This window comes from Brevibacillus schisleri, assembly GCF_055685845.1.
Map to the genome: position 1 here is coordinate 4,208,067 of NZ_JBVNDM010000001.1, position 20,618 is coordinate 4,228,684.

Below are 20,618 nucleotides of genomic sequence, written 5' to 3' on the forward strand. Positions count from 1 at the left end.
GCTGTGACCGTCACGCGAAAAAGACGCCTCCAGCTGCACAGCATTTGGCGTCCAAAATTCAGTCTCTATCCTTTCGCCGGATAAACTCCGCCTTCCACACAAATGATGAACGAGAGTCCGAGATAAGGTTGCATATTATTATGAGGCTGAGTCCCGCCTGTGGTTCCAATTGCTTGCGGGCTAAGCTGTGTCCCATCACTCGTGTTGGAGTAAGGAATGATACCTCCCCGACCACCAGTGGATGACCATTTCGCCCCTGTTGGCGTATCCCCTGTAGGCGTTGAGCACGCATTGGGAACATGCGTATGCGCCGGAATTTCGTTTTGCAGCAGCGTTATCTTGGCTGCGCCATCTGTCTGACCTACCGTACGCGGTGTCAATCCAGGTCCTTCCCCCTGGTTCATCGGGGCTGTGCCTCTTAAATTGGGAAGCGCAAATGTGGTCTTGCCATCGCCGCCATACTTTGTTCCCAATATCGAATACAAAATTGGATTGGAAGGGATCGCAAGCAGTTGTCCATCACAAAAAGCCCAGTCCCTCGGCGGGAAGTTGCCAGCGAAGATACGAATTTCTCCAATATACGGATCCATATGATAGTGCCTCCTCTAGTTTCTTGGCGGGTAAATCCCTTGAATCGCGATGCAAAAATTCCCGACCAAATACGGCTGCATATTCGTATGAGGTGCACTGTTTCCTACCGTTTGCAACGCACTCTCACTCATCGTTGTATCAGGGGTTGTCCCATAGGTAGTGGTAGATGCTTGTGCCCAGTAGTTCCCAGCGCTAATTTTTTCATTGGCTCCTGCATTCGAGCCCGTCGCGGTATGGGTATGAGCGGGTATTTCGTTTGTTGTTAATACATGCGTTTCTTCTCCGGCTGACATACCAAGCGGTACGATTGGACGATCTTGTTGATTGTTTTTATGAACGGGGACACGCCCTCTTAAATCTGGTAAAGCAAAATTGTTTTTCCCGTCCCCCCCATAAACAGCTCCTAACAAGGAAAACAGTGCCTGGTTTCCATTGATAGACATCAACGCACCATTACACAAAGCCCACCCCTTTGGCGCAAATGGAAAGGGAAAAAATCGAATTTCTCCAAGAAATGGTTCCACGTAAAATCCTCCTGTTCGATTGGAATGTTAATTTTGTTGAGGATAGATCCCATACAGGGCAATGATGAAATTAATAACCGTAAACGGCATCAGGTTACTGTGTGGCTGATTTCCACCTACAGTACCCAAGCTGGAAGCGTTCATCAATCCATCAGGTGCATTTGTTGAATATAGCTGCGTATTCTTTGCCCATACAGCATTGGCAGGGCTGTTCTGCGTTCCTGGCTGCGATGATGCATGGACCGTATGTGTATGCGCGGGCAATTGTGGGATGGTTAAGGTGACTGATTCTACACCATTTTTTTCACCTATCACGAAGTTCGTTCCTGTGCTCGGATTTTTCCCTTGGTGGAGTGGGATACGTCCTCGTAAATCAGGCAACGCAAAAGTCGTTTGTCCATCCCCGCCGTATGTGGTTCCAATCAAACTAAACAATGTGTCGTTTTCAGAAATCGATAAGATTTGTCCTTCGCATAATGCCCATCCTTGCGGTGCATAATCTCCCCCAAACATCCTGATTTCTCCAAGAAATGGCTCTGCCATGTTGCTTCCTCCTTATGTAAAGTGGTTATTTCCCTTGTCAAACAAACAGACTGGTCATTTTTGCAAAAGCGGCTGCCATTCCATTTGGATATACATCCCCGTTGAGTCTGTCACGATGAAATGAAGTCGTTCATATAATCGAAAGGCAGGATTCCCTTGTAAAACATGTAAACGGATCGGTAATTGGATAGCTTCAGCCTCTTTTTGCAAATCGCCAATAATGCCAGAACCAACACCCTGTCCCCGATAAGCAGGCAGCAAAGAAATATCAACAAGATGCAGTGCTTCTCCGCTCGCATCCGTGATCAAACGACCGATAGGCTGGCCGGATCGCAGAATGATTTGATGATTTTGAGCGGGAAATTGCATTTGGTAGGATTTCTGCTGCATGATAAACTGCGACTGTAAAAAAGCAAGCTCGTCCGACTCACTCCAACCCCAAAGTGCCATTTCATCGGTTCTCGTAGAGCAGTACAATTCCCAAATAAATGGTTCGTCTTGCTCATATTCAAAAGGTCTGGTTTGTACCATAATCCTCCTTGTAGTAATCGTTGTACTTTTCTGAAATCCTTCCTGATTAAATAGCAATCATCAATCATGATATCATTATCCAAATTCTTTCTAACACTAACTAAAGTTAGCTCTTTTATATGAAAAACGCTTCGTCCCCCAAAATGAGAAGAAGCGTTTTTATCGCTTGCAAAAATAAGGAAGACCCCATATACTTTGGTTTAAATGATTAAGTTTATTAACGGAGTGTACAATGACGACGAATCCAACCTGCAATGAAAAAGCGACTCAATTATTTATGGAGTTAAGCCCATACTTCCAAGGCTTGGGTGATCCGATTCGGCAGCAAATCGTAGCTCTTCTCATCGACAAGGAAAGCATGAATGTAACACAAATTGCCGAACATATTCCCATGTCCAGACCTACGGTGTCTCATCACTTGAAAATATTAAAACAAGCGGGCCTAGTAAACGTTCAAAAGAAGGGAACGGAGATGTTTTATCGGCTTGAAATTACAGAAGCGATCCGACTTTTTAAGCACTTGGTGACTTTCGTCGAGGAAGAGTGCAACTAAATTTTACCCGTCACGAAAAGGGACAGTGTGTCCCTGTTTTTCACACCTATCCGTTAATAAACTTAAACGAATAAACATTTGATCAAAGGAGAAATCTTTATGAATCTCACGAAAGTTTTAATTGTCGGCGGCTATGGAACAGTCGGGAGCCAAATTGCCAAGATCCTGCACGATCGCCACCCGACTCTCGAATTATTGCTGGGAGGAAGGTCTGCTGGAAAGTCTTTTCCTTTCACATCTACGAGGCTAAAGCCTTTCCTTCTGGACATCTCTAAATCTGATCCTCTCGCCCATGCTCCCGATGATTTGACTTTGATTATCAGTGCGGTAAATGATCCAGATGACAAACTGCTGCTTGCTTCGGTTCGTCGACAGATCCCTTTGATTGACGTCACGCGTTGGACAGAACGATTTACAAGGTCCATCGACCGATTAAAGAGGGAGAACATGGGCTCTCCAGTCATACTCGCCTCAGGGTGGATGGGGGGAACTGTATCCCTTCTTGCAAGCATACATACCTCTTCCTTGCAAGATGTCCAGATTCATCTTCACGCTCTTTATTCCCTTCAAGACAAAGCGGGTCCAGATTCCACCGACTATATGGATCGTATGAATATTCCTTTTACTGTCACCACACCCACTGGCGTTAAAGAAGTTACACCCATGTCAGATCCGGTACCCGTGACCTTTCCCAATGGGTTTCATACGAAATGCTATCGTCTTGACACACCGGATCACATGACGCTGGTGAAAGCCGAAAACGTTACTTCTGCTGATTTTCGCATTGCCTTCGACAATAAACTGTCTACTTTTGCCCTTGTTTCATTGGTAAAAAGCCGGATATGGAACCTGCTCGGCAAGAGCACACGTCAAAAAATACTGTACAATCCAGGCGCAGGATCTCCTCACCATGTTGTCATCCAAATAAACGGGCGCAATCAGCATGGCATGAACGTGAAACGCCAAGTCGAGATCACTGATCCGAAAGGGCAGACTCACCTGACCGCTTTGGGAGCTGCCATTTTTGCCCAACAAATTATTCGACAAAGCGAAAACTCAACGGTTACGCCCGGTATTCTGTTTCCAGAGGATTTCGGCCATTTCGAAATGACTACCGTCGATATCCTCCAGTTCTATCGATCCGAAGGCGTCCAGATTACGATCCACGACGAAACAAAAAAGAGTAGGACGGTCTGAGTGCCGCCCTACTCTTCATCCTGTATCACTTTTTATTCAAAAAAGTACGTGGGGATTTCCGCCATTCTCCCAATACTTTTTCCTGTTCGCTAGTTATAACCCCTTGCTCTGAAGCTACTTCCAAAAGCGCTGTATAATTCGAAATGGTGGAGCAAGGAATGCCTGCTTCCTCAAACAAGGCTTGGGCATCCGGGAATTGGTAGCTGAAAATGGCTACGACCCCCAGTACCTCTCCACCCTCTGCCTGTATCGCTTGCGCTGCTTTCAAGGAGCTGCCTCCTGTGGAAATCAGGTCTTCAATCACGACGACCTTTTGACCAGCCGCCAATGCACCCTCAATCTGGTTTTGGCGACCGTGGCCTTTTGCCTTGTCCCGTACGTAGATCATAGGCAGGTCAAGCAGCTCTGCAACCCATGCAGCATGTGGAATACCAGCAGTCGCTGTTCCCGCAACGACTTGCGCATCTGGGTACTGCTCCTTGATCAGATCGGCAAATGCTTTCGCAACGGCACGGCGCACATGCGGATAGGACATCGTGATCCGGTTGTCGCAGTAGATCGGGGATTTAATCCCGGACGTCCATGTAAAAGGTTGCTCCGGACGCAGATGAACTGCCCCGATTTCGAGAAGATTCGCTGCAATTTGTTTAGCGGTTGTCATTGTCGTCATTACTTATTCCCTCCAGCTGGCTACTTTACAAACGATCTTTTTCCACTGCTGCGACGATACTTTGCCATACCCCTACCGGATCTTTAGCACCCGTAATGGCGCGTCCGATCACGAGGTAATCACTGCCCAAGCGGAATGCCTGTTCTGGCGTCGTAATACGCGTCTGATCACCTTGATCTGCTCCCAGTGGGCGAATTCCTGGCGTTACGGTTACAAATGCGTCTCCGGCAGCTTTTTTGATCATCGGTACTTCTAACGGAGAAGCAACAACCCCATCCAAACCTGCATGCTTGGTCATCCGAGTATAGTGCACGACAACATCTTCTATCGCACCTGGAATCGCCAATTCTTGATTCATCGTTTGCAAACCTGTGGATGTCAGCATCGTTACACCGATCAGGAGGGGACGAGCAGCACCTGCCGCTGTCCCTTGCTCCAATCCTTCTCTCGCTGCCGCCATCATGGCTACGCCGCCTGCCGCATGAACGTTTACCATATCTGCTCCCAGACGCGCCAGGCTTCTCATTGCGCCTTTTGCTGTATTGGGAATATCATGAACCTTCAAGTCGAGGAACACGTTGAGTCCTTTTTCCTTCAAGAAGGAAACGATCGCTGGCCCTTCTGAGTAAGCGAGCTCCATCCCTACTTTTACATAGCGGATATGCCCCTGTAGCGGCTCGATGCACTGCTTGACTTCATCCAGTGTGGAAAAGTCGAGCGCAACAATCATGCGTTCGCGAATATCGGTTAGTTGTTGTTGCACGCTGCTCTCCCCCTTTTATACAGTTACTGCTACTTTGGCACCAGCACGCTGGGCTGGCATTGCTTCTGTAGAGAATGTGATCGTCTCCAGTACGTGCAGGAGAGCGGAAGCTGTATCGAGTGAAGTCAAGCATACGGCGCCGTTCTCTACCGCTTCCCGACGAATGCGGAAGCCGTCGCGTTGTGGCGTTTTGCCTTTTGTCAATGTATTGAGTACGATGTTCGCTTCGCCTGTATGGATGACATCCAACAGATTTGGCGTGCCTTCGGACAATTTGCTTACGCGTGTGACTTGCAGTCCCGCTTGCTCCAAATAATCGGCTGTGCCTGCGGTTGCCATCAGCTTGAAGCCGAGGTGGCGGAAGCGTTTCACGATGTCCAGCGCTTCTTCCTTGTCTTTGTCAGCAACAGTCACGAGCAAGGTGCCTTGTGTCGGGATATTCATGCCTGCTGCGACCAAGCCTTTGTACAATGCTTTTGCAAGAGTGCTCTCGCGTCCCATGACTTCTCCGGTCGATTTCATTTCAGGGCCGAGCGTAATATCAACGCGACGCAGCTTTGCGAAGGAGAAGACTGGTACTTTGACAGAAACCATCGACTCCTCTGGATGGTAGCCCGGTGTAAAGCCTTGTTCCATGATAGAGTGACCAAGGATCGCTTTCGTCGCGATGTTCGCCATTGGAATCCCCGTTACTTTGGAAAGGAATGGCACTGTACGGGACGAACGCGGATTGACCTCGATTACGTATGGGCGATCTTTATAGATGACGAACTGGATGTTGAGCAAGCCTTTGATTTGCAGGGCACGCGCCAGCTTCGTCGTCATGTCGATCAGCTCATCCTTGATCGCTTGGGACAAGGATTGCGGAGGATATACAGCGATAGAGTCACCGGAGTGCACCCCTGCGCGTTCGATATGTTCCATGATGCCTGGGATCAGAACATTTTCGCCGTCGCAGATCGCATCGACTTCCGCTTCTATTCCGACCATGTAACGGTCTACCAGTACAGGATGATCAGGGTTTACCTTCACCGCTTTTTCCATGTACTCCAACAGTTCGGACTGATTGTAGACGATTTCCATCGCACGTCCGCCAAGCACGTAGGATGGGCGAACCAGGACTGGGAAGCCAAGACCCTCTGCCGCCACTACCGCCTGATCAACTGACGTAACCGTTTTGCCTGGTGGTTGGGCGATTTCCAGCTCGCGCAGCAGTGCTTCGAACTTCTCGCGGTTTTCCGCTGCGTCGATGTTTTCCAGACTCGTACCCAGGATTTTGATTCCGCGTGCAGTCAGCTTGTCAGCCAGGTTGATCGCGGTTTGTCCGCCGAATTGTACGATGACACCCTCTGGTTTTTCCACATCGAGAATGTTCATGACGTCTTCGATGTACAGCGGCTCGAAGTACAGGCGATCAGAAGTGTTGAAGTCTGTAGAAACGGTCTCCGGGTTGTTGTTGATGATCACTGCCTCATAGCCCGCTTCTCTCAGTGCCCAGACGGCGTGTACCGTTGCGTAGTCAAACTCGATTCCTTGACCGATGCGGATTGGTCCGGAGCCCAGTACCACCACGCGTTTTTTGCCTGTCTCGATGCGCTCGTCTTCTACTTCATAAGCGGAGTAGTAGTACGGTGTTTGCGCTTCGAATTCTGCCGCGCAAGTATCTACCATTTTATATACAGGTACAAAGCCTTTTTCTTTGCGCATGGCGTGTACCGCTTCTTCTGTCTCACCGCACAGCTCGGCAATTATACGGTCCGTGAAGCCCATGCGTTTTGCTTCGTATAGCTTCTCGCTCGTCAAGCCTTTTGCCAGTTCCGTTTCAAAGGCAATCATTTTATGGAACTTGTGCAGGAAGAACAGATCGATCTTGGTCAGGCTGTGCAGTTGTTCGATCGTCCAGCCACGGCGCAGTGCTTCTGCCAGCAGGAAGAGACGTTCGTCATCCGCGTGCACCAGACGTGCTTTCAGGTCATCCTCGCTGATTTCGCCTGCTCCCTTGATCTCAATGTGATAGCTGCCAATTTCCAAGGAACGGATGGCTTTCATGATCGATTCTTCAAAAGTCCGACCGATTGCCATTACTTCTCCAGTCGCTTTCATTTGCGTACCGAGCTTGCGGTTGGCGGATTGGAACTTGTCGAACGGCCAACGTGGGATTTTGCTAACGATGTAGTCCAGTGTTGGCTCGAAGCACGCATATGTTTGACCTGTCACCGGGTTTTTCAGTTCGTCCAACGTGTAGCCGATTGCGATTTTGGCTGCCATCTTTGCGATTGGGTAGCCTGTTGCCTTGGAAGCCAGTGCAGAAGAGCGGCTCACACGCGGGTTCACTTCGATCACGTAGTACTGGAAGCTGTGCGGGTCGAGTGCGTATTGTACGTTGCAGCCACCCTCGATACCGAGCGCCCGGATGATGTTTAGTGCCGATGTGCGCAGCATTTGATACTCGCGGTCCGCTAGTGTTTGGCTAGGTGCCACTACGATGGAGTCACCTGTATGCACGCCGACTGGGTCAATGTTTTCCATGTTGCAGACTACGATGCAGTTGTCGTTGGCATCGCGCATTACTTCGTACTCGATTTCTTTCATGCCGGCAATGCTTTTCTCGATCAAGCATTGCGTAATCGGGGAGTATTTCAATCCGCTTGCGACAATCTCGCGGAGGGTTTCTTCATCATCACAAATTCCGCCGCCTGTACCACCCAAGGTGTAGGCAGGACGAACGATGATGGGATAACCGATTTCGTTTGCAAAATCGACGGCTTCTTCTATCGTGCTCACGATGACTGATTCAGGTACTGGCTCACCCAGTTCATTCATGAGGGAGCGGAACAGGTCCCGGTCTTCTGCTTGCTTGATCGATTCCAGCTTGGTTCCGAGCAGCTTTACATTTTCTTGTTCGAGAACGCCTGCTTCCGAGAGGGCAACAGCCATGTTCAAGCCTGTTTGACCGCCAAGTGTTGGCAGCAGTCCATCCGGCTTCTCTTGACGAATGACGCGCGCTACGAATTCAGGTGTGATTGGCTCGATATATACTTTATCCGCCATGTTTGTATCAGTCATGATAGTCGCCGGGTTGGAGTTGATCAGAACTACCTCCATGCCCTCTTCTTTTAACGCTTCGCATGCTTGCGTGCCTGCATAGTCAAATTCTGCAGCCTGCCCGATGACGATTGGTCCAGAGCCGATTACGAGGATTTTTTTCAGATTATCTTGTTTTGGCATGAGTTTTTTCCTCCTTAGCTGTTTCCATCATCGCAAGAAACTGGTCGAACAGGTAGCCGGAATCATACGGTCCTGGAGCTGCTTCTGGATGGTACTGTACTGAGAATGCATTCTTCGCGGCATGACGTACACCTTCGATGGTGCCATCATTCAGGGCGATATGTGTAACTTCCAGCTCCGTACCTGCGAGCGAGTCTTCTTTTACTGCATAGCTGTGATTCTGGGATGTGATATAGGTGCGGCCGGTTGGCAGTTCTTTTACTGGATGGTTGCCACCACGGTGTCCGAATTTCATTTTCGTCGTGTCAGCGCCAGATGCCAGCGCGAACAGTTGGTGACCGAGGCAAATCCCGAACAGAGGATATTCACCCAAGATTTCGCGAATCATCTCTACGGCTTGCGGTACGTCCTTCGGGTCCCCAGGGCCATTGGACAAAAGTATCCCATCCGGCTGAATGCGGCGAATCTCTTCTGCTGTCACGTTGTAAGGCACAACGACTACATCGCAGTTACGCTTGGTCAGCTCGCGCAAAATTCCGTGCTTGGCTCCGAAGTCTACCAGTACTACCCGATGCCCTGTACCTGGGCAGCTGAAGACGCTTTTCGTAGAAACGCGTGAGACTTGGTCTGTCATCAATGTCGTGCCGTTCAGGGCAGCAACCAATTCAGCCAACGGGGCTTCACTGGTGGTAATCATGCCCTTCATCGTGCCGTGGTAACGAATTTTTCTCGTCAGCATCCGGGTGTCGATTCCAGCAATGCCCGGAATTTCGTATGTTTTCAGCAGTTCATCGAGTGTGTTCGTATTGCGCCAGTTACTCGGTGCCTCGCAATGCTCGCGAACAACGAAGCCGTGAATGTATGGACGAACAGCTTCAAAATCGTCTCGATTGATCCCGTAATTTCCGATTAGCGGGTATGTCATGGTGACGATCTGTCCGCAGTAGGATGGGTCGGACAAAACCTCCTGATAGCCAGTCAGCCCTGTATTAAAAACCACTTCCCCGTAAGACTCCTTTGTCGCTCCAAATGCCGTCCCGATAAATTCTGTTCCATCTTCCAAGATCAATCTTGCACGCATTTATGCTCCTCCTCCATTGTCGTGTAAAAACTTTTGTCTTGTCTGTCAGTCGTTTTTACACGTTTTGAAATACGATCTTTCCATCTACCAGCGTCAGCGTCGGCCAGCCTTTGCATACCCAACCAGCAAATGGTGTGTTGATTCCTTTACTTGCGAATGTGCTTGGGTCAATTGTTTTTTCCGTTTCCAGATCCATCACAGTCAGGTCTGCTGGTGCGCCTACTTCCAGACGTCCATATGGCAGTTTGAATGCTTCTGCTGGCTTCACGGTCAACAGCTCAACCAGCTTCTTCAAGGTCAGCTCTCCCGTTTGTACGAGATTTGTGTACAACAGCGGGAATGCTGTCTCCAGTCCGACGATTCCGAATGGTGCGCGGTTGATCCCGTTGGCTTTTTCCTCTTGGGTGTGTGGTGCATGGTCGGTTGCGATCATATCAATGGTGCCGTCTTTTAATCCCGCAATCAGTGCAGCGCGATCTTCACGAGAGCGCAGGGGCGGGTTCATTTTCCAATTGGTATCCAGATTGTCCGGGATATCCTCGTCGCACAGCAAGAGATGATGTGGACTGACTTCACACGTTACATTCACGCCAGCGCGTTTTCCGTCGCGTACCAGACGCACCGACTCTTTTGCGCTGATGTGACATACGTGGTAGTGCACACCTGTCTGTTCTGCCAGCAAAATATCGCGGCCAACGTGGATGGACTCTGATTCAGAAGGAATTCCTGGAAGTCCGTGTCGAGCTGCAACCACCCCGTCATGCAAAGCTGCTCCCGGGATCAACAGGTCTTCGTCCTCACAGTGAGCGACGATTGCGATCCCGAGCTCTGCTGCTTTTTGCATGGCCGTTTTCATCATGGCTGTTGATTGGACACCCACACCGTCATCTGTCAGCGCGAAGATCCCTGCTTCCTTTAACCCAGCGAAATCCGTCAGCTCTTTTCCTAATTGGCGAACAGTAATCGCACCATACGGGATGACGCGCGCCATACCTGCCTCGCTCGCTTTGTCCAAAATGTAAGTCACGGTTTCAACACTATCGATGGATGGTCGTGTGTTAGGCATGCATGCTACCGTTGTAAATCCGCCTTGTACCGCTGCTTTTGCCCCTGTTTCGATCGTTTCTTTATGTTCAAAGCCTGGTTCACGCAGATGTACGTGGACATCGATGAGACCCGCGCTAATCATACCCCCGTGGCAATCAATCCATTCATGCCCACAGCGATCGAGTGTTTCCCCCATCGCTGTGATTCTTCCCTTTTCCACCAATATTTCCATCGGGGTGAGTTCCCCCGCCTGATTTAGTACGTTGCCGTTGCCAAGGATGATTCCCATGTCATTTCGCTCCCTTTCAAAAGAGTTTCTAGAACTGCCATTCTTGCTGCGACTCCGTTGGTCACTTGAGTTTGGATCAAGGACGTTTCGCATTCTACCAAATCGGTATGAATCTCAACCCCGCGATTGACGGGTGCCGGATGCATGATAACTGCGCCGGACTTCATCATTTTGGCTCTTTCCAGTGTGAGCCCATGTGCCTTGTGATACTCTTCCTTCGATAGATAGAGGGATTCCGCATGGCGCTCCAGCTGCACGCGCAGCATCATGACCACATCTGCGGTTTGAACCGCTTCTTCCATTTCCACTATTTTCACACCTTGCGGGATATGCGCCGGCATCATCGTAGCAGGGCCTGAGAGCAGCAGATTCACACCGAGCTTCGGCAGCGCATGCAGGTGAGAACCGAGCACGCGACTGTGGCGCAGGTCTCCAATGATCGCAACCGTGAGACCAGAGAGCTTGCCAAACTGCCTTTTCATGGTCAAAAGATCGAGCAGGCATTGGGTCGGGTGCTCATTCGTTCCATCTCCCGCGTTGATCAGCTTCAGGTCTACGCTTTCAGCCAGCTCTTGCAGCAGGCCTTCCTTCTTGGTGCGGATCACGGCTGCTTCCACACCCATTGCTTCCAAGGTGCGGATTGTGTCATAGACCGTCTCGCCCTTTACAGTAGAGGAGGTTTCCGGAATGAAGTTCAAAACATGTGCGCCCAGTCGCTTTTGTGCTACTTCAAAAGAAAAGCGGGTTCTGGTGCTGGCCTCGAAGAACAGATTCGCGACAAACCGTCCACGCAGGATATCCGCTTGCTCAGTTGGTCTGGCAGCCCAATACTCTGCTCGCTCGAGGAGCTGGATGATCTGTTCTTTCGATAAGTCTTTGAGGCCAATCAGGTGCGCTACATTTTTCATCATGAATCCCTCCGATTCTTTATTTTTCAAAAGAAAAAGCTTCTTGGCATCGCTTTGCATCTGGAGGCAAGCGAGACAAGAAGCTGGTTGAGTGCCTTTTTGGGCAGCCGAAACAGCGTTCTTTGCCTTGCCAGCCTCTCTGGACTGGATTTAAAGGATTGGGAACGTATAGGCTATTTATTTTTGTTCTTCAAGATGCGCTTCTCCCATCGCGGACGCTTTTCCTGGAAGGATCAGGTGCAGAATAATTCCCAGGAAGGTAGAGAGTGCGATATTATCGATGGTCAGGTCGCTCAGGAAAGCGATACCTGTACTTGCAAAACTGATTTTGTATCCGCCGATTCCCGTGACGAGGATGACGGCTGCGAGAATCATGTTGCGCTTGTCTGCAAAATTCACTTTGTGCTCGACGTACATCCGCAAGCCTTGTGCCGCGATGATACCGAACAGGATGATCGAGACACCGCCAAGTACCGGCGTTGGAATCGTCATTAAAATGGCGCTAACCTTACCAGCGAAGGCGAACATGATTGCCAATACAGCCGCCAGACCGATGACCACTCGGCTGTATACTTTAGTCATTGCAAGAACACCGATGTTTTCTCCATATGTCGTTGCTGGCGGACCTCCCAAGATAGCTGCCAGTGAGGTTGCCACCCCGTCTCCGAGCAAGCTGCGGTGCAGACCCGGATTTTTCATCAGATCGCGATCCATGACCTTGCTCGTTACCAGCAAGTGACCCAAATGCTCTGCCAGCGTGACGAAAGCGACTGGCGCGATGACCAGTGCTGCGATCCATGCAGAGCCATCACCGATCACACTCATCACTTCGGTAAATTTGAAGTGCTCCGTAAACATTTTTTGTGGCGTGATGAACCAGTCTGCTTCTACTACTTTTTGAAAGTTAATCAGGTCAGGGTGACGCAGTAGTGTGTATACATAACCTGTAACCATACCGATCAAGATGGGGATAAGACCAAGGAAACCACGCAGCATAACCGCTGCAAGTACTGTTATGACCACGGTAACAAGCGAGATTTCAATCGAAGTCAGAGACATTTGCGATTGACCGTCTACAGTGACTTTCGTTGCCATGTCTACTGCTACGCCAGCCAGGCTTAGACCGATCACGACGATGACGGATGCGATGACAACTGGTGGCAGTACCCGATCGAGCCATTTGACTCCTGCCTTCTTCACGATACCGGCGACGATGATGTACACAATCCCGGAGAGGAAGCAGCCTAAGAGTGCGGTCCCTACTCCATGTGATTGACTCACGACGATAATCGGACCGATGAAAGCGAAGGAAGAACCGAGGTAGTTCGGCAGCTTTCCTTTGGTGATCCACAGGAACAACAGGGTTCCAATCCCACTTGCCATGAGCGCCGTTGCAACATCCAGCCCCGTTAAAATCGGCACCAATACAGTCGAGCCGAACATCGCGAACAAGTGTTGAATACTAAGTGGCAGCAATCGCGAAATATGTGGTGTTTCGTCTACATCGATGTAATTTTTCTGGCTCATGCCTGTATGCCCCCTGTTTTGTTTCACTCAAAAAGTTTCTTTTTATAAAAAAACCTCTTTGTCCGGGCACAAAGAGGCTAGCTTCGCCATAATCATGGGAAGTATCTTGCCTCTTGCCGACCTCACGGGATCGTTTTTAAAGAGGAATCCTATTCTTTTTACAGTAACTGTCGGATGGAGACAATGTCCATAACGTCCACTTCTGCCAATTGTACATCGACAATTTCCGTTCGGGCAGTAGGGAGGTTTTTTCCGACGAAATCAGGGCGAATTGGCAACTCGCGATGACCACGATCAACCAGAACAGCCAGTTGAATCATCCGTGGGCGACCGTTGTCAATCAGTGCATCCAACGCGGCTCGCACGGTTCTTCCCGTGTAGAGAACATCATCGACCAGAATCACCGTCTTGCCTGTGATTTGATCCGGGAGCTTGGAGCCTTGCAAAATGGCATCTTCGGACTTGTGTTGCAAATCGTCACGATAGAACGTAATGTCCAGCTCTCCGACTGGGACTTTCACATTTTCAATCATTTCGATTCTTTCCACAAGGCGTTGCGCGAGGTAGATCCCTCTGGTCTTAATCCCCACGATAATGAGATCCTCGACGCCTTTATTTCGCTCAATAATTTCATGTGCGATTCGCGTGAGCGCACGGCGGATCGCCGCTTCATCCATAATAACGCTTTTGTTGATCATCTCAATATCCCCCTTTTCGACGGGAACAGTGGACCTTACGAAAAAAGGCTCCTTGTCAGGAGACAAGAAGCCCTCGGACAAACCGACCGGACTTTTAAGCGTCCCGCCTGTTTGTCATTCCGTGCCCTTGCCAGCCTCACTGGACTGGATTAAAAGGTTCCATTCGTCATGTAGAATTATGTCACGATTCTGGACGGGTGTCAATGCAGCCCGGAAAAGTCTAACTATTCCCAATAGACGCTGACCCACGGTGGCAAATAGTTCGCATAATACCCAATGTCCCCTGTCATGTCTTTGATCAGCTCGACTTGTTTGTCCGCATTCTCACCAATTCCTTGGATAAACAAGGAGCCATGCTCCGCTCGATCCAACCGCAGGAAAAGAAGCTGTTTTCCATCTGGAGACGGGGCAGGATAGTAGTCCGCTGTATTCGCTTCCCCTTTTGTCACCTGCTGCTCCGCTCCATTTGCGGATCGCCGCCAGATGCCTTGTTCCGGTACCATGACCTTCTTTGGGTCATATGAATACTCTGTAGCCAAGCCTCTGGTGAAAAGCAGCGTGTACGGAGCTTTTGGAATCCATACTGGATAAGTGTCTACCACCACTGGACCAGGGCTGACTGTTTTGACCTTTCCTGCTCGATCCGCTAGCTTTAACTGCTTGTTAGTCGTGGCGGTCCGGTCAGTACCATCGACAAAAGCGAGCTGTTCGCCATTTGGTGTCCAGGCAAGCCAATCAGGATAAGCCAATCCTGTTCCGAGGTCTATTGGCTTTTTGGCAGGCTGTGTCAAATCAAACCATTGAATCGGTACGCCATCAGCAGACAAGGAGCCTGAGTTATACCTGACAAAGTAGGCCACAGCCTTCCCATCCGGCGATACTTTTAAGCCTGTCGCTGCCCATGGGTAGATGCCTTCCTCCACTTTTGGCGGTTCTGCAATCGGGTAGGCAGCCAGCGGTTTACCTGTAAGTGTGCGCAAGGCCAGCATCATCGGCTTATTTTTTTCGGCTGGTAGTGAGACAAGCATGTTTTCCCCATCCGGCATCCAGGCAAAATCTTCGAAGTCAGCCTTCGTTGTACTTTGCAAAGCTAATTCTCCATGCTCTTGAACGTCTTTTACGATCAGCAATAGTCTCGGGGCTTCATTACTGCCGACATTCACGGTGTACGCGAGCTTGTTCGCTTTCGGAGACCATTTTGGTGTTTCAAAAACCGCTCGCTCGTCTACCTGCACAGCTTTGCTGCCGTCAGCTCTGACGATCCATACATAGCCTGGTGTCGAGTAATTGTCGTTGCCTTTGTATTTCACGAACAGGAGCCACTTGCCATCTGGCGACCAACCCACGATCTGTGCATAGCCATCCTTGGTGATTTGCTTGATCTTTCCCGTCGCATCCCGTCCATCTACCAAAAACAAATGCTGGTTGCTCGTAAATGCCATTTTTGCTGGAATGCTTATTTCCTTGTTCACGCGCTCTGGCCCTTGGCTTTGGGCTGCCACCTTTGCTTCACCGTTTGCTGTGACAAGTACAACCAAAAGGACAAAAAGACCGAACAGCTTCCCCCATTTTCCGATCACAGGCATTCACTCCTTACACTCTCTATTGAATGATGAAAAAAACGCCAGAAGAAAGTAATAAGCTCTCTACTAGCGTTTTCCAATCCAACTGCCATTATGTAAGTGTCATAGGAAGACTTGCTGCAACAACAAGAAACGATTGCCATACAGATCCTTGAAAATAACCTCTATGCCATACATTACTTCGTTTGGTTCACTCACAAACTCCACGCCGCGTTGACCCAGTGTTTCGTATGTGGACCAAAAATCATCCGTATGCCAAACCCACATTGGATTTTTGCCGACCTGACGAAGCATTTCCTGCGCAACGTCTTCCCGATGCCAATGGGTAGGGTCATGCAATACAATCTCTAGCTCCTGCCCTGGAAGACCGACGGTGAGCCAACGAGAACCATCATCCATCCGAGAATCCATGCGTTTTTCGAAACCGAGTTTTTCCGTGTAAAACCGCAATGCATCTTCACAGTCGTGAACGTACAGTGTCACATGCGCTAATCTTTTTAGCACGGCTCTACCTCCTGTTCTCTACGCTTGTCTGAGAACTTCGATGACGTCAAGCATTTCCTTCGGCATTGGTGCTTCGAACTCGAGCTGCTCTCCTGTACGGGGATGGATGAAGCCCAGCGTTTTCGCATGCAAAGCTTGTCCATCGAGCTCCAATGTATTTTTCGGACCGTATTTCGGGTCGCCCGCCAGTGGATAGTCAATGTACTTCATGTGTACGCGAATTTGATGGGTACGCCCTGTTTCGAGTTTCAATTCCACCAATGTGTACTCTTTGAAGCGCTCCAGCACGATAAAATGCGTAACTGCCGGCTTGCTGTTTTCAAAAACGACCGCCATTTGCTGACGATTTTTCGGATCGCGTCCGATCGGTGCTTCAATCGTTCCCATTTCATGCGGGATGACCCCATGAACAAGCGCGACATACTTCCGATTGACCGTATGTGCTTTCAACTGTTCAGCCAACCCCATGTGTGCCTTGTCGTTTTTGGCTACCATCAACAGGCCGGACGTATCCTTGTCAATGCGATGGACAATTCCCGGACGCAAAACGCCATTGATTCCGGACAAATCCTTGCAATGTGCCAAAAGCCCATTGACGAGTGTCCCACTGTAATGTCCAGGAGCAGGATGCACGACGAGACCACGTGGTTTATTCACGACCACGACATCACTATCCTCGTATACAATATCAAGCGACATCTCTTCTGGCTGGATCGCCATTTCCTTTGGCGGCGGAACACGGAGGGTCACTTCGTCCTCTGCCTGTAGCTTGTAGTTGTTTTTGATCGGTTCACCATTTACAGTAACGCGACCTTCCTTCACCCAAGCCTGTACCTGTGAACGGGACCAATCTTCATTTTGCAGCGTGATGAATTTGTCGATGCGCTCATTCGCATCCGTTGGGTCTACCGTCCAATCGTAACGTTCAAACAATTGCGTGTCATTCATGTATGTTCTCCACCTATCCGAGCTTTCCCACTATTATTCTCATGATTATCTGTTTTTCTTCCCATCCAGAAAAACATCGAGAAGCAAAATCCCCACACCAATTGTGATGGCCATATCCGCCACATTAAAGATCGGGAAGTGAATCAACGTAAAATCGAGAAAATCTACGACTTGACCGGACATCGCGCGATCAATGAAATTCCCAACGGCTCCACCCAAGACAAATGACAGCGCCAACGATGCACGAGGTTGTTTTTTTCCCAAGCGAATCAAGGAAATGACAATCCCAATCACAACAACAGCGGTAATGGCGATAAAAAACCAGCGTCGATTTTGCAGGATACCAAACGCCGCTCCCATGTTTCGATGGGAAGTTAGATGAAAGACGTCCGCGATCAAAGGAATGGATTCTCCCAATTCCATATACTTCACGATTAAATACTTTGTAAACTGATCAAGCGCAATAATTACTGCCGCAATGAGATAGTACCACAATGGAATGTCCTCCTTATTCTGCTTCGACCAGCAACTGTACAAACACAATGTCAAATGATCATTTTACCAGAGACCGCCTACGTGAACAAGCGCTTTCCTTTTTTGTACAGGCGATAGCCTTTGCGTACGACTTCCAGCATCCACAATGGAATTTTCCATCCTCGATCCTTGATAAATGGCAGATACACCTTGTAATACGCCTTGCGTAAATCACGCCATTTGGTGTCTGTATCATTGACATAGTAATCCGATACGTCAATCAGATAACCTCGTCCCTGATCCATTAATACATTTTTCCCATGGACATCATGCGGAAACAAACCCTTCCTGCGGGCCTCTTCTAACGCTTCCTCCACGTCTTCAATCACCTGCGGAGGAATCGGAATACCAAAGCGGGCACAGTCAAACAAGGGGATACCGTTCATCCGCGAAATGACCAAGTATCCTTCCCCATAATCATAACAGATGGGGAAGGAACGAGTCTCCCCTAGCTTGCGATAGACTTCGATTTCCTGTTCGGCTCCTGGTCGTCCAGGTGCGTACAGCTTGATCACTACCTTCGGATAGTCCGGGTGGGCAAATACGGCAGCATAATTGCCGGTACCGACCAGTTCCCACGGGTATGGCGTGTGGTGTACAACGACTGGATCATCTGGCGACAGACTTTCCACTTGAACTTCCTGTAAAAAAGCTTGTAATATATGCTGATCGATCCGCATCGTTTCTCATCATCTCTCATCAGTTACCGACTTCGAACTACGTTAAAACAAAATTAATGAAGGTTCATCTACTACGATCATTCAGACATTTCCTATAAGGGGCAAAAAATCCTTTGCACTGGTTGGGGCCAGGAAGTCCTGTCCGATTCCAATGAAAGGATTGCATATGGACAAGAATACCTCATTTTTTTGATTTGGTAAATGGGGCTCTTGTACGTTGCTGTTGTGGTGGGGAGGAAACAGGAGAAAACGCTCGGATTCTAGGGCCACCCCCTGTGGGATTGACTGCACGGCTCCATACAAAAAGCGAAACCGCGTCCAAAGTGGTCTCTGCAGGATGTATTTCAGAGGTGGACGCTTAAAGGCGTGTTTCGCCTTTTGCATTGCGCCTCGGTCGGTGTCCCTAAGATCTTCGCTTTTTTCTCCTGTTTTCTCTACGAGCTTTCTGTGTGATCCGATTTTTAAATGCCTGAAAAGAATTGAAGAAGCTCATCAGTTACGCCAGAGAAGAATATTTCCAGACGTAGCGACTTGTGGAGTCCTACCCAGCGCAGAAGGGATTCGCGGGCAAAAGAAACGCAACCGTGCCCGTGCTACGAAGCGGCTACCACTTTTGCGTTTCCCCGCGAATCCCTTCGGAGCGGACAGTCCCAACCCAAACCAGGACGGAGCCTGGAGCCTAGACTGGAAATATTCTTCTCTTCTCCGGGAGCCGCATAGAAGGACCCCACGCAAAAAGAAGAACCTCGCACATTATGCAGGCTCTCCTCGTCAACTTTTTACACATTAATCTCCAAAAACCATTCATGAATCGCATCTTGCAGCTTCTGCAAGGCTGTCGCATTCGTTGCTTCACAATAAATACGCACCAACGGTTCCGTGCCAAACGGACGGATTAAGACCCAATGTCCTTCTTCGAGCAACAGCTTGACCCCATCCACTCGTTGAATCTCCAAAACCTGATAAGGACCAATGAGTGCAGGTGGCTTGGCGATCATTTGCTGTACCCATTGATCTTTTTCCGGCAATTTCATATCAAGCCGTGTATGGAACAGCTCGCCGAACTGCTCGTAGACGTCTCGCAGTATTTGATCGATTCCTTTGTTTTCATACGCGCACATCTCGGCGAGCAGCAAATTGATGAGTACCCCGTCCTTCTCCGGGATGTGTCCGAGAATACTCGCCCCGCCACTTTCTTCTCCACCAATGAGCACGTCGCCTTTGCGCATCTCCTCACCAATGTACTTGAAACCGACCGGCGTCTCTACGAGCTCAAGACCATAATGCGTTGCCATCCGATCCAGTAGATGCGTGGTTGCTACTGTCCTGACAATCCGTCCGGTCAAGCCTCGATTTTTTCGCAAATGATAGGTCAGCAGGACCAGCGCTTCATTTGGCGTGATATACTGTCCGAAGCGGTCGACGACTCCGAAGCGATCCGCATCGCCGTCATTGGCAAGACCAAGAGATGCTTGGCGTTCTACGACTTCTTTTTTTAATAACTGCAAATGCTTATCGTTTGGCTCTGGCAAATCCCCTCCAAAAGCCGCATCCGGGACTTCTCTGATTCCGACGTTTTTTACCCCCGCCTCCGACAAAAAACCGCTCACGTAGCCCATACCCGCACCATGCATGGCATCGACAACAACGGACAAGGAAGAGTTATGCAACACATCCATGTTTATCATCCGTCTCAGATGTGCCTCGTAATGAGGACGCAACACAATGACTTGCAGCAGCTTGCGGGCCTTTGCTTCCGCGAGGGAAATCGTACGAACCGAGTTGGTCTGGCAGGTTTCGGTGATCCACTCTTCCAATCTTTGCGTGATCGCAGGGGTTGCAGGTCCAGCGTACTCCGGAATGTATTTGATGCCGTTATATTCGGGTGGATTGTGGCTGGCCGTGATCATGATTGCACCACTCGCTGCAAAATGCTTCACTCCAAAAGCTACGGCAGGCGTTGGCGCTGCTTCGTTCACCAAATAGGTCCGAATGTCATTGGCGGTCAGGACAGCTGCAACCTCCTTTGCAAAGCGTCTCCCCAGAAACCGCGTGTCATGCCCGACCAAAACAGGCTGCTCCTGTTGTCCGATTTCTTTGGTATAGCTGGCGATGGCTTGTGCGACAATACGGACATTCTCGACGGTAAAGCCATCTGCGATTATGTCGCGCCAACCGTCCGTACCGAAACGGATCGTTGTCATCTCCTCATCTCTCCC

Annotated in this window: 20 protein-coding genes; 2 read left to right on the forward strand and 18 right to left on the reverse strand. The window is 49.5% G+C overall.

The annotated features are described in order from the left end of the window. Positions 1-65: 65 nt before the first annotated feature. From ACUUHJ_RS19835 to ACUUHJ_RS19850, 4 genes are read right to left on the reverse strand one after another with little or no spacing between them, the layout of a single operon-like run. Positions 66-590: a phage tail protein gene (locus ACUUHJ_RS19835; RefSeq protein WP_289673590.1), complete on the reverse strand. Its 525-nt coding sequence runs from the start codon at positions 588-590 to the stop codon at positions 66-68. 15 nt (positions 591-605) lie between these two features. Next, positions 606-1,115 carry a phage tail protein gene (locus tag ACUUHJ_RS19840; RefSeq protein WP_289673591.1) on the reverse strand — a complete coding sequence of 170 codons (510 nt, stop codon included), beginning with the start codon at positions 1,113-1,115 and terminating at the stop codon, positions 606-608. A 27-nt stretch (positions 1,116-1,142) separates the two neighbouring features. Continuing rightward, complete coding sequence (locus tag ACUUHJ_RS19845; protein ID WP_472299699.1) at positions 1,143-1,658, reverse strand: phage tail protein; 516 nt, start codon at positions 1,656-1,658, stop codon at positions 1,143-1,145. 54 nt (positions 1,659-1,712) lie between these two features. Beyond that, positions 1,713-2,189 carry a GNAT family N-acetyltransferase gene (locus ACUUHJ_RS19850; RefSeq protein WP_472299700.1) on the reverse strand — a complete coding sequence of 159 codons (477 nt, stop codon included), beginning with the start codon at positions 2,187-2,189 and terminating at the stop codon, positions 1,713-1,715. A gap of 232 nt (positions 2,190-2,421) precedes the next feature. Here ACUUHJ_RS19850 and ACUUHJ_RS19855 point away from each other — a divergent pair, with 232 nt between their 5' ends. Together ACUUHJ_RS19855 and ACUUHJ_RS19860 are read left to right on the forward strand one after the other, a co-directional pair. Next, a complete protein-coding gene (locus ACUUHJ_RS19855) occupies positions 2,422-2,742 on the forward strand; it encodes an ArsR/SmtB family transcription factor (RefSeq protein WP_472299701.1) in 321 nt (106 codons plus the stop codon). A gap of 99 nt (positions 2,743-2,841) precedes the next feature. Further along, complete coding sequence (locus ACUUHJ_RS19860; protein ID WP_472299702.1) at positions 2,842-3,939, forward strand: saccharopine dehydrogenase family protein; 1,098 nt, start codon at positions 2,842-2,844, stop codon at positions 3,937-3,939. Between the two features lie 25 nt (positions 3,940-3,964). Here ACUUHJ_RS19860 and pyrE read toward each other — a convergent pair whose 3' ends face one another. From pyrE to ACUUHJ_RS19930, 14 genes are all read right to left on the reverse strand, one after another. Then, complete coding sequence (pyrE, locus tag ACUUHJ_RS19865; protein ID WP_472299703.1) at positions 3,965-4,609, reverse strand: orotate phosphoribosyltransferase; 645 nt, start codon at positions 4,607-4,609, stop codon at positions 3,965-3,967. Between the two features lie 25 nt (positions 4,610-4,634). Then, positions 4,635-5,372 (reverse strand): orotidine-5'-phosphate decarboxylase, encoded by a 738-nt coding sequence (gene pyrF, locus ACUUHJ_RS19870; protein WP_472299704.1) that lies wholly within the window; start codon positions 5,370-5,372, stop codon positions 4,635-4,637. A gap of 15 nt (positions 5,373-5,387) precedes the next feature. Beyond that, on the reverse strand, positions 5,388-8,600 hold the full coding sequence (gene carB / locus ACUUHJ_RS19875; RefSeq protein ID WP_472299705.1) for a carbamoyl-phosphate synthase large subunit: 3,213 nt from the start codon (positions 8,598-8,600) through the stop codon (positions 5,388-5,390). Continuing rightward, positions 8,584-9,681, reverse strand: coding sequence for a carbamoyl phosphate synthase small subunit (locus ACUUHJ_RS19880; protein ID WP_106783141.1), 1,098 nt, complete (start codon positions 9,679-9,681; stop codon positions 8,584-8,586). The genes carB and ACUUHJ_RS19880 overlap by 17 nt, the downstream gene beginning before the upstream one ends. A 55-nt stretch (positions 9,682-9,736) precedes the next feature. Continuing rightward, the gene (locus ACUUHJ_RS19885; protein WP_289673598.1) at positions 9,737-11,017 is read right to left on the reverse strand and encodes a dihydroorotase; all 1,281 of its coding nucleotides are present in this window, start codon (positions 11,015-11,017) and stop codon (positions 9,737-9,739) included. After that, complete coding sequence (locus ACUUHJ_RS19890; RefSeq protein ID WP_048033695.1) at positions 10,984-11,925, reverse strand: aspartate carbamoyltransferase catalytic subunit; 942 nt, start codon at positions 11,923-11,925, stop codon at positions 10,984-10,986. The genes ACUUHJ_RS19885 and ACUUHJ_RS19890 overlap by 34 nt, the downstream gene beginning before the upstream one ends. Before the next feature lie 177 nt (positions 11,926-12,102). Continuing rightward, positions 12,103-13,452 (reverse strand): solute carrier family 23 protein, encoded by a 1,350-nt coding sequence (locus tag ACUUHJ_RS19895; protein ID WP_289673599.1) that lies wholly within the window; start codon positions 13,450-13,452, stop codon positions 12,103-12,105. Between the two features lie 158 nt (positions 13,453-13,610). Continuing rightward, positions 13,611-14,150: a bifunctional pyr operon transcriptional regulator/uracil phosphoribosyltransferase PyrR gene (gene pyrR, locus ACUUHJ_RS19900; protein ID WP_007728461.1), complete on the reverse strand. Its 540-nt coding sequence runs from the start codon at positions 14,148-14,150 to the stop codon at positions 13,611-13,613. 224 nt (positions 14,151-14,374) lie between these two features. Beyond that, positions 14,375-15,736, reverse strand: a complete 1,362-nt coding sequence (locus ACUUHJ_RS19905; RefSeq protein WP_472299706.1) for a hypothetical protein — start codon at positions 15,734-15,736, stop codon at positions 14,375-14,377. Between the two features lie 99 nt (positions 15,737-15,835). Continuing rightward, positions 15,836-16,237: a VOC family protein gene (locus ACUUHJ_RS19910; protein WP_472299707.1), complete on the reverse strand. Its 402-nt coding sequence runs from the start codon at positions 16,235-16,237 to the stop codon at positions 15,836-15,838. An 18-nt stretch (positions 16,238-16,255) separates the two neighbouring features. Then, a complete protein-coding gene (locus ACUUHJ_RS19915; RefSeq protein WP_172140208.1) occupies positions 16,256-17,185 on the reverse strand; it encodes an RluA family pseudouridine synthase in 930 nt (309 codons plus the stop codon). A 45-nt stretch (positions 17,186-17,230) separates the two neighbouring features. Continuing rightward, positions 17,231-17,680, reverse strand: a complete 450-nt coding sequence (lspA, locus tag ACUUHJ_RS19920) for a signal peptidase II (protein ID WP_015892042.1) — start codon at positions 17,678-17,680, stop codon at positions 17,231-17,233. 77 nt (positions 17,681-17,757) lie between these two features. Continuing rightward, positions 17,758-18,399: a serine/threonine protein kinase gene (locus ACUUHJ_RS19925; RefSeq protein ID WP_396471140.1), complete on the reverse strand. Its 642-nt coding sequence runs from the start codon at positions 18,397-18,399 to the stop codon at positions 17,758-17,760. Positions 18,400-19,178: 779 nt separating this feature from the next. Then, positions 19,179-20,603: a phosphoglucomutase/phosphomannomutase family protein gene (locus tag ACUUHJ_RS19930; protein WP_472299708.1), complete on the reverse strand. Its 1,425-nt coding sequence runs from the start codon at positions 20,601-20,603 to the stop codon at positions 19,179-19,181. Positions 20,604-20,618: the final 15 nt, after the last annotated feature.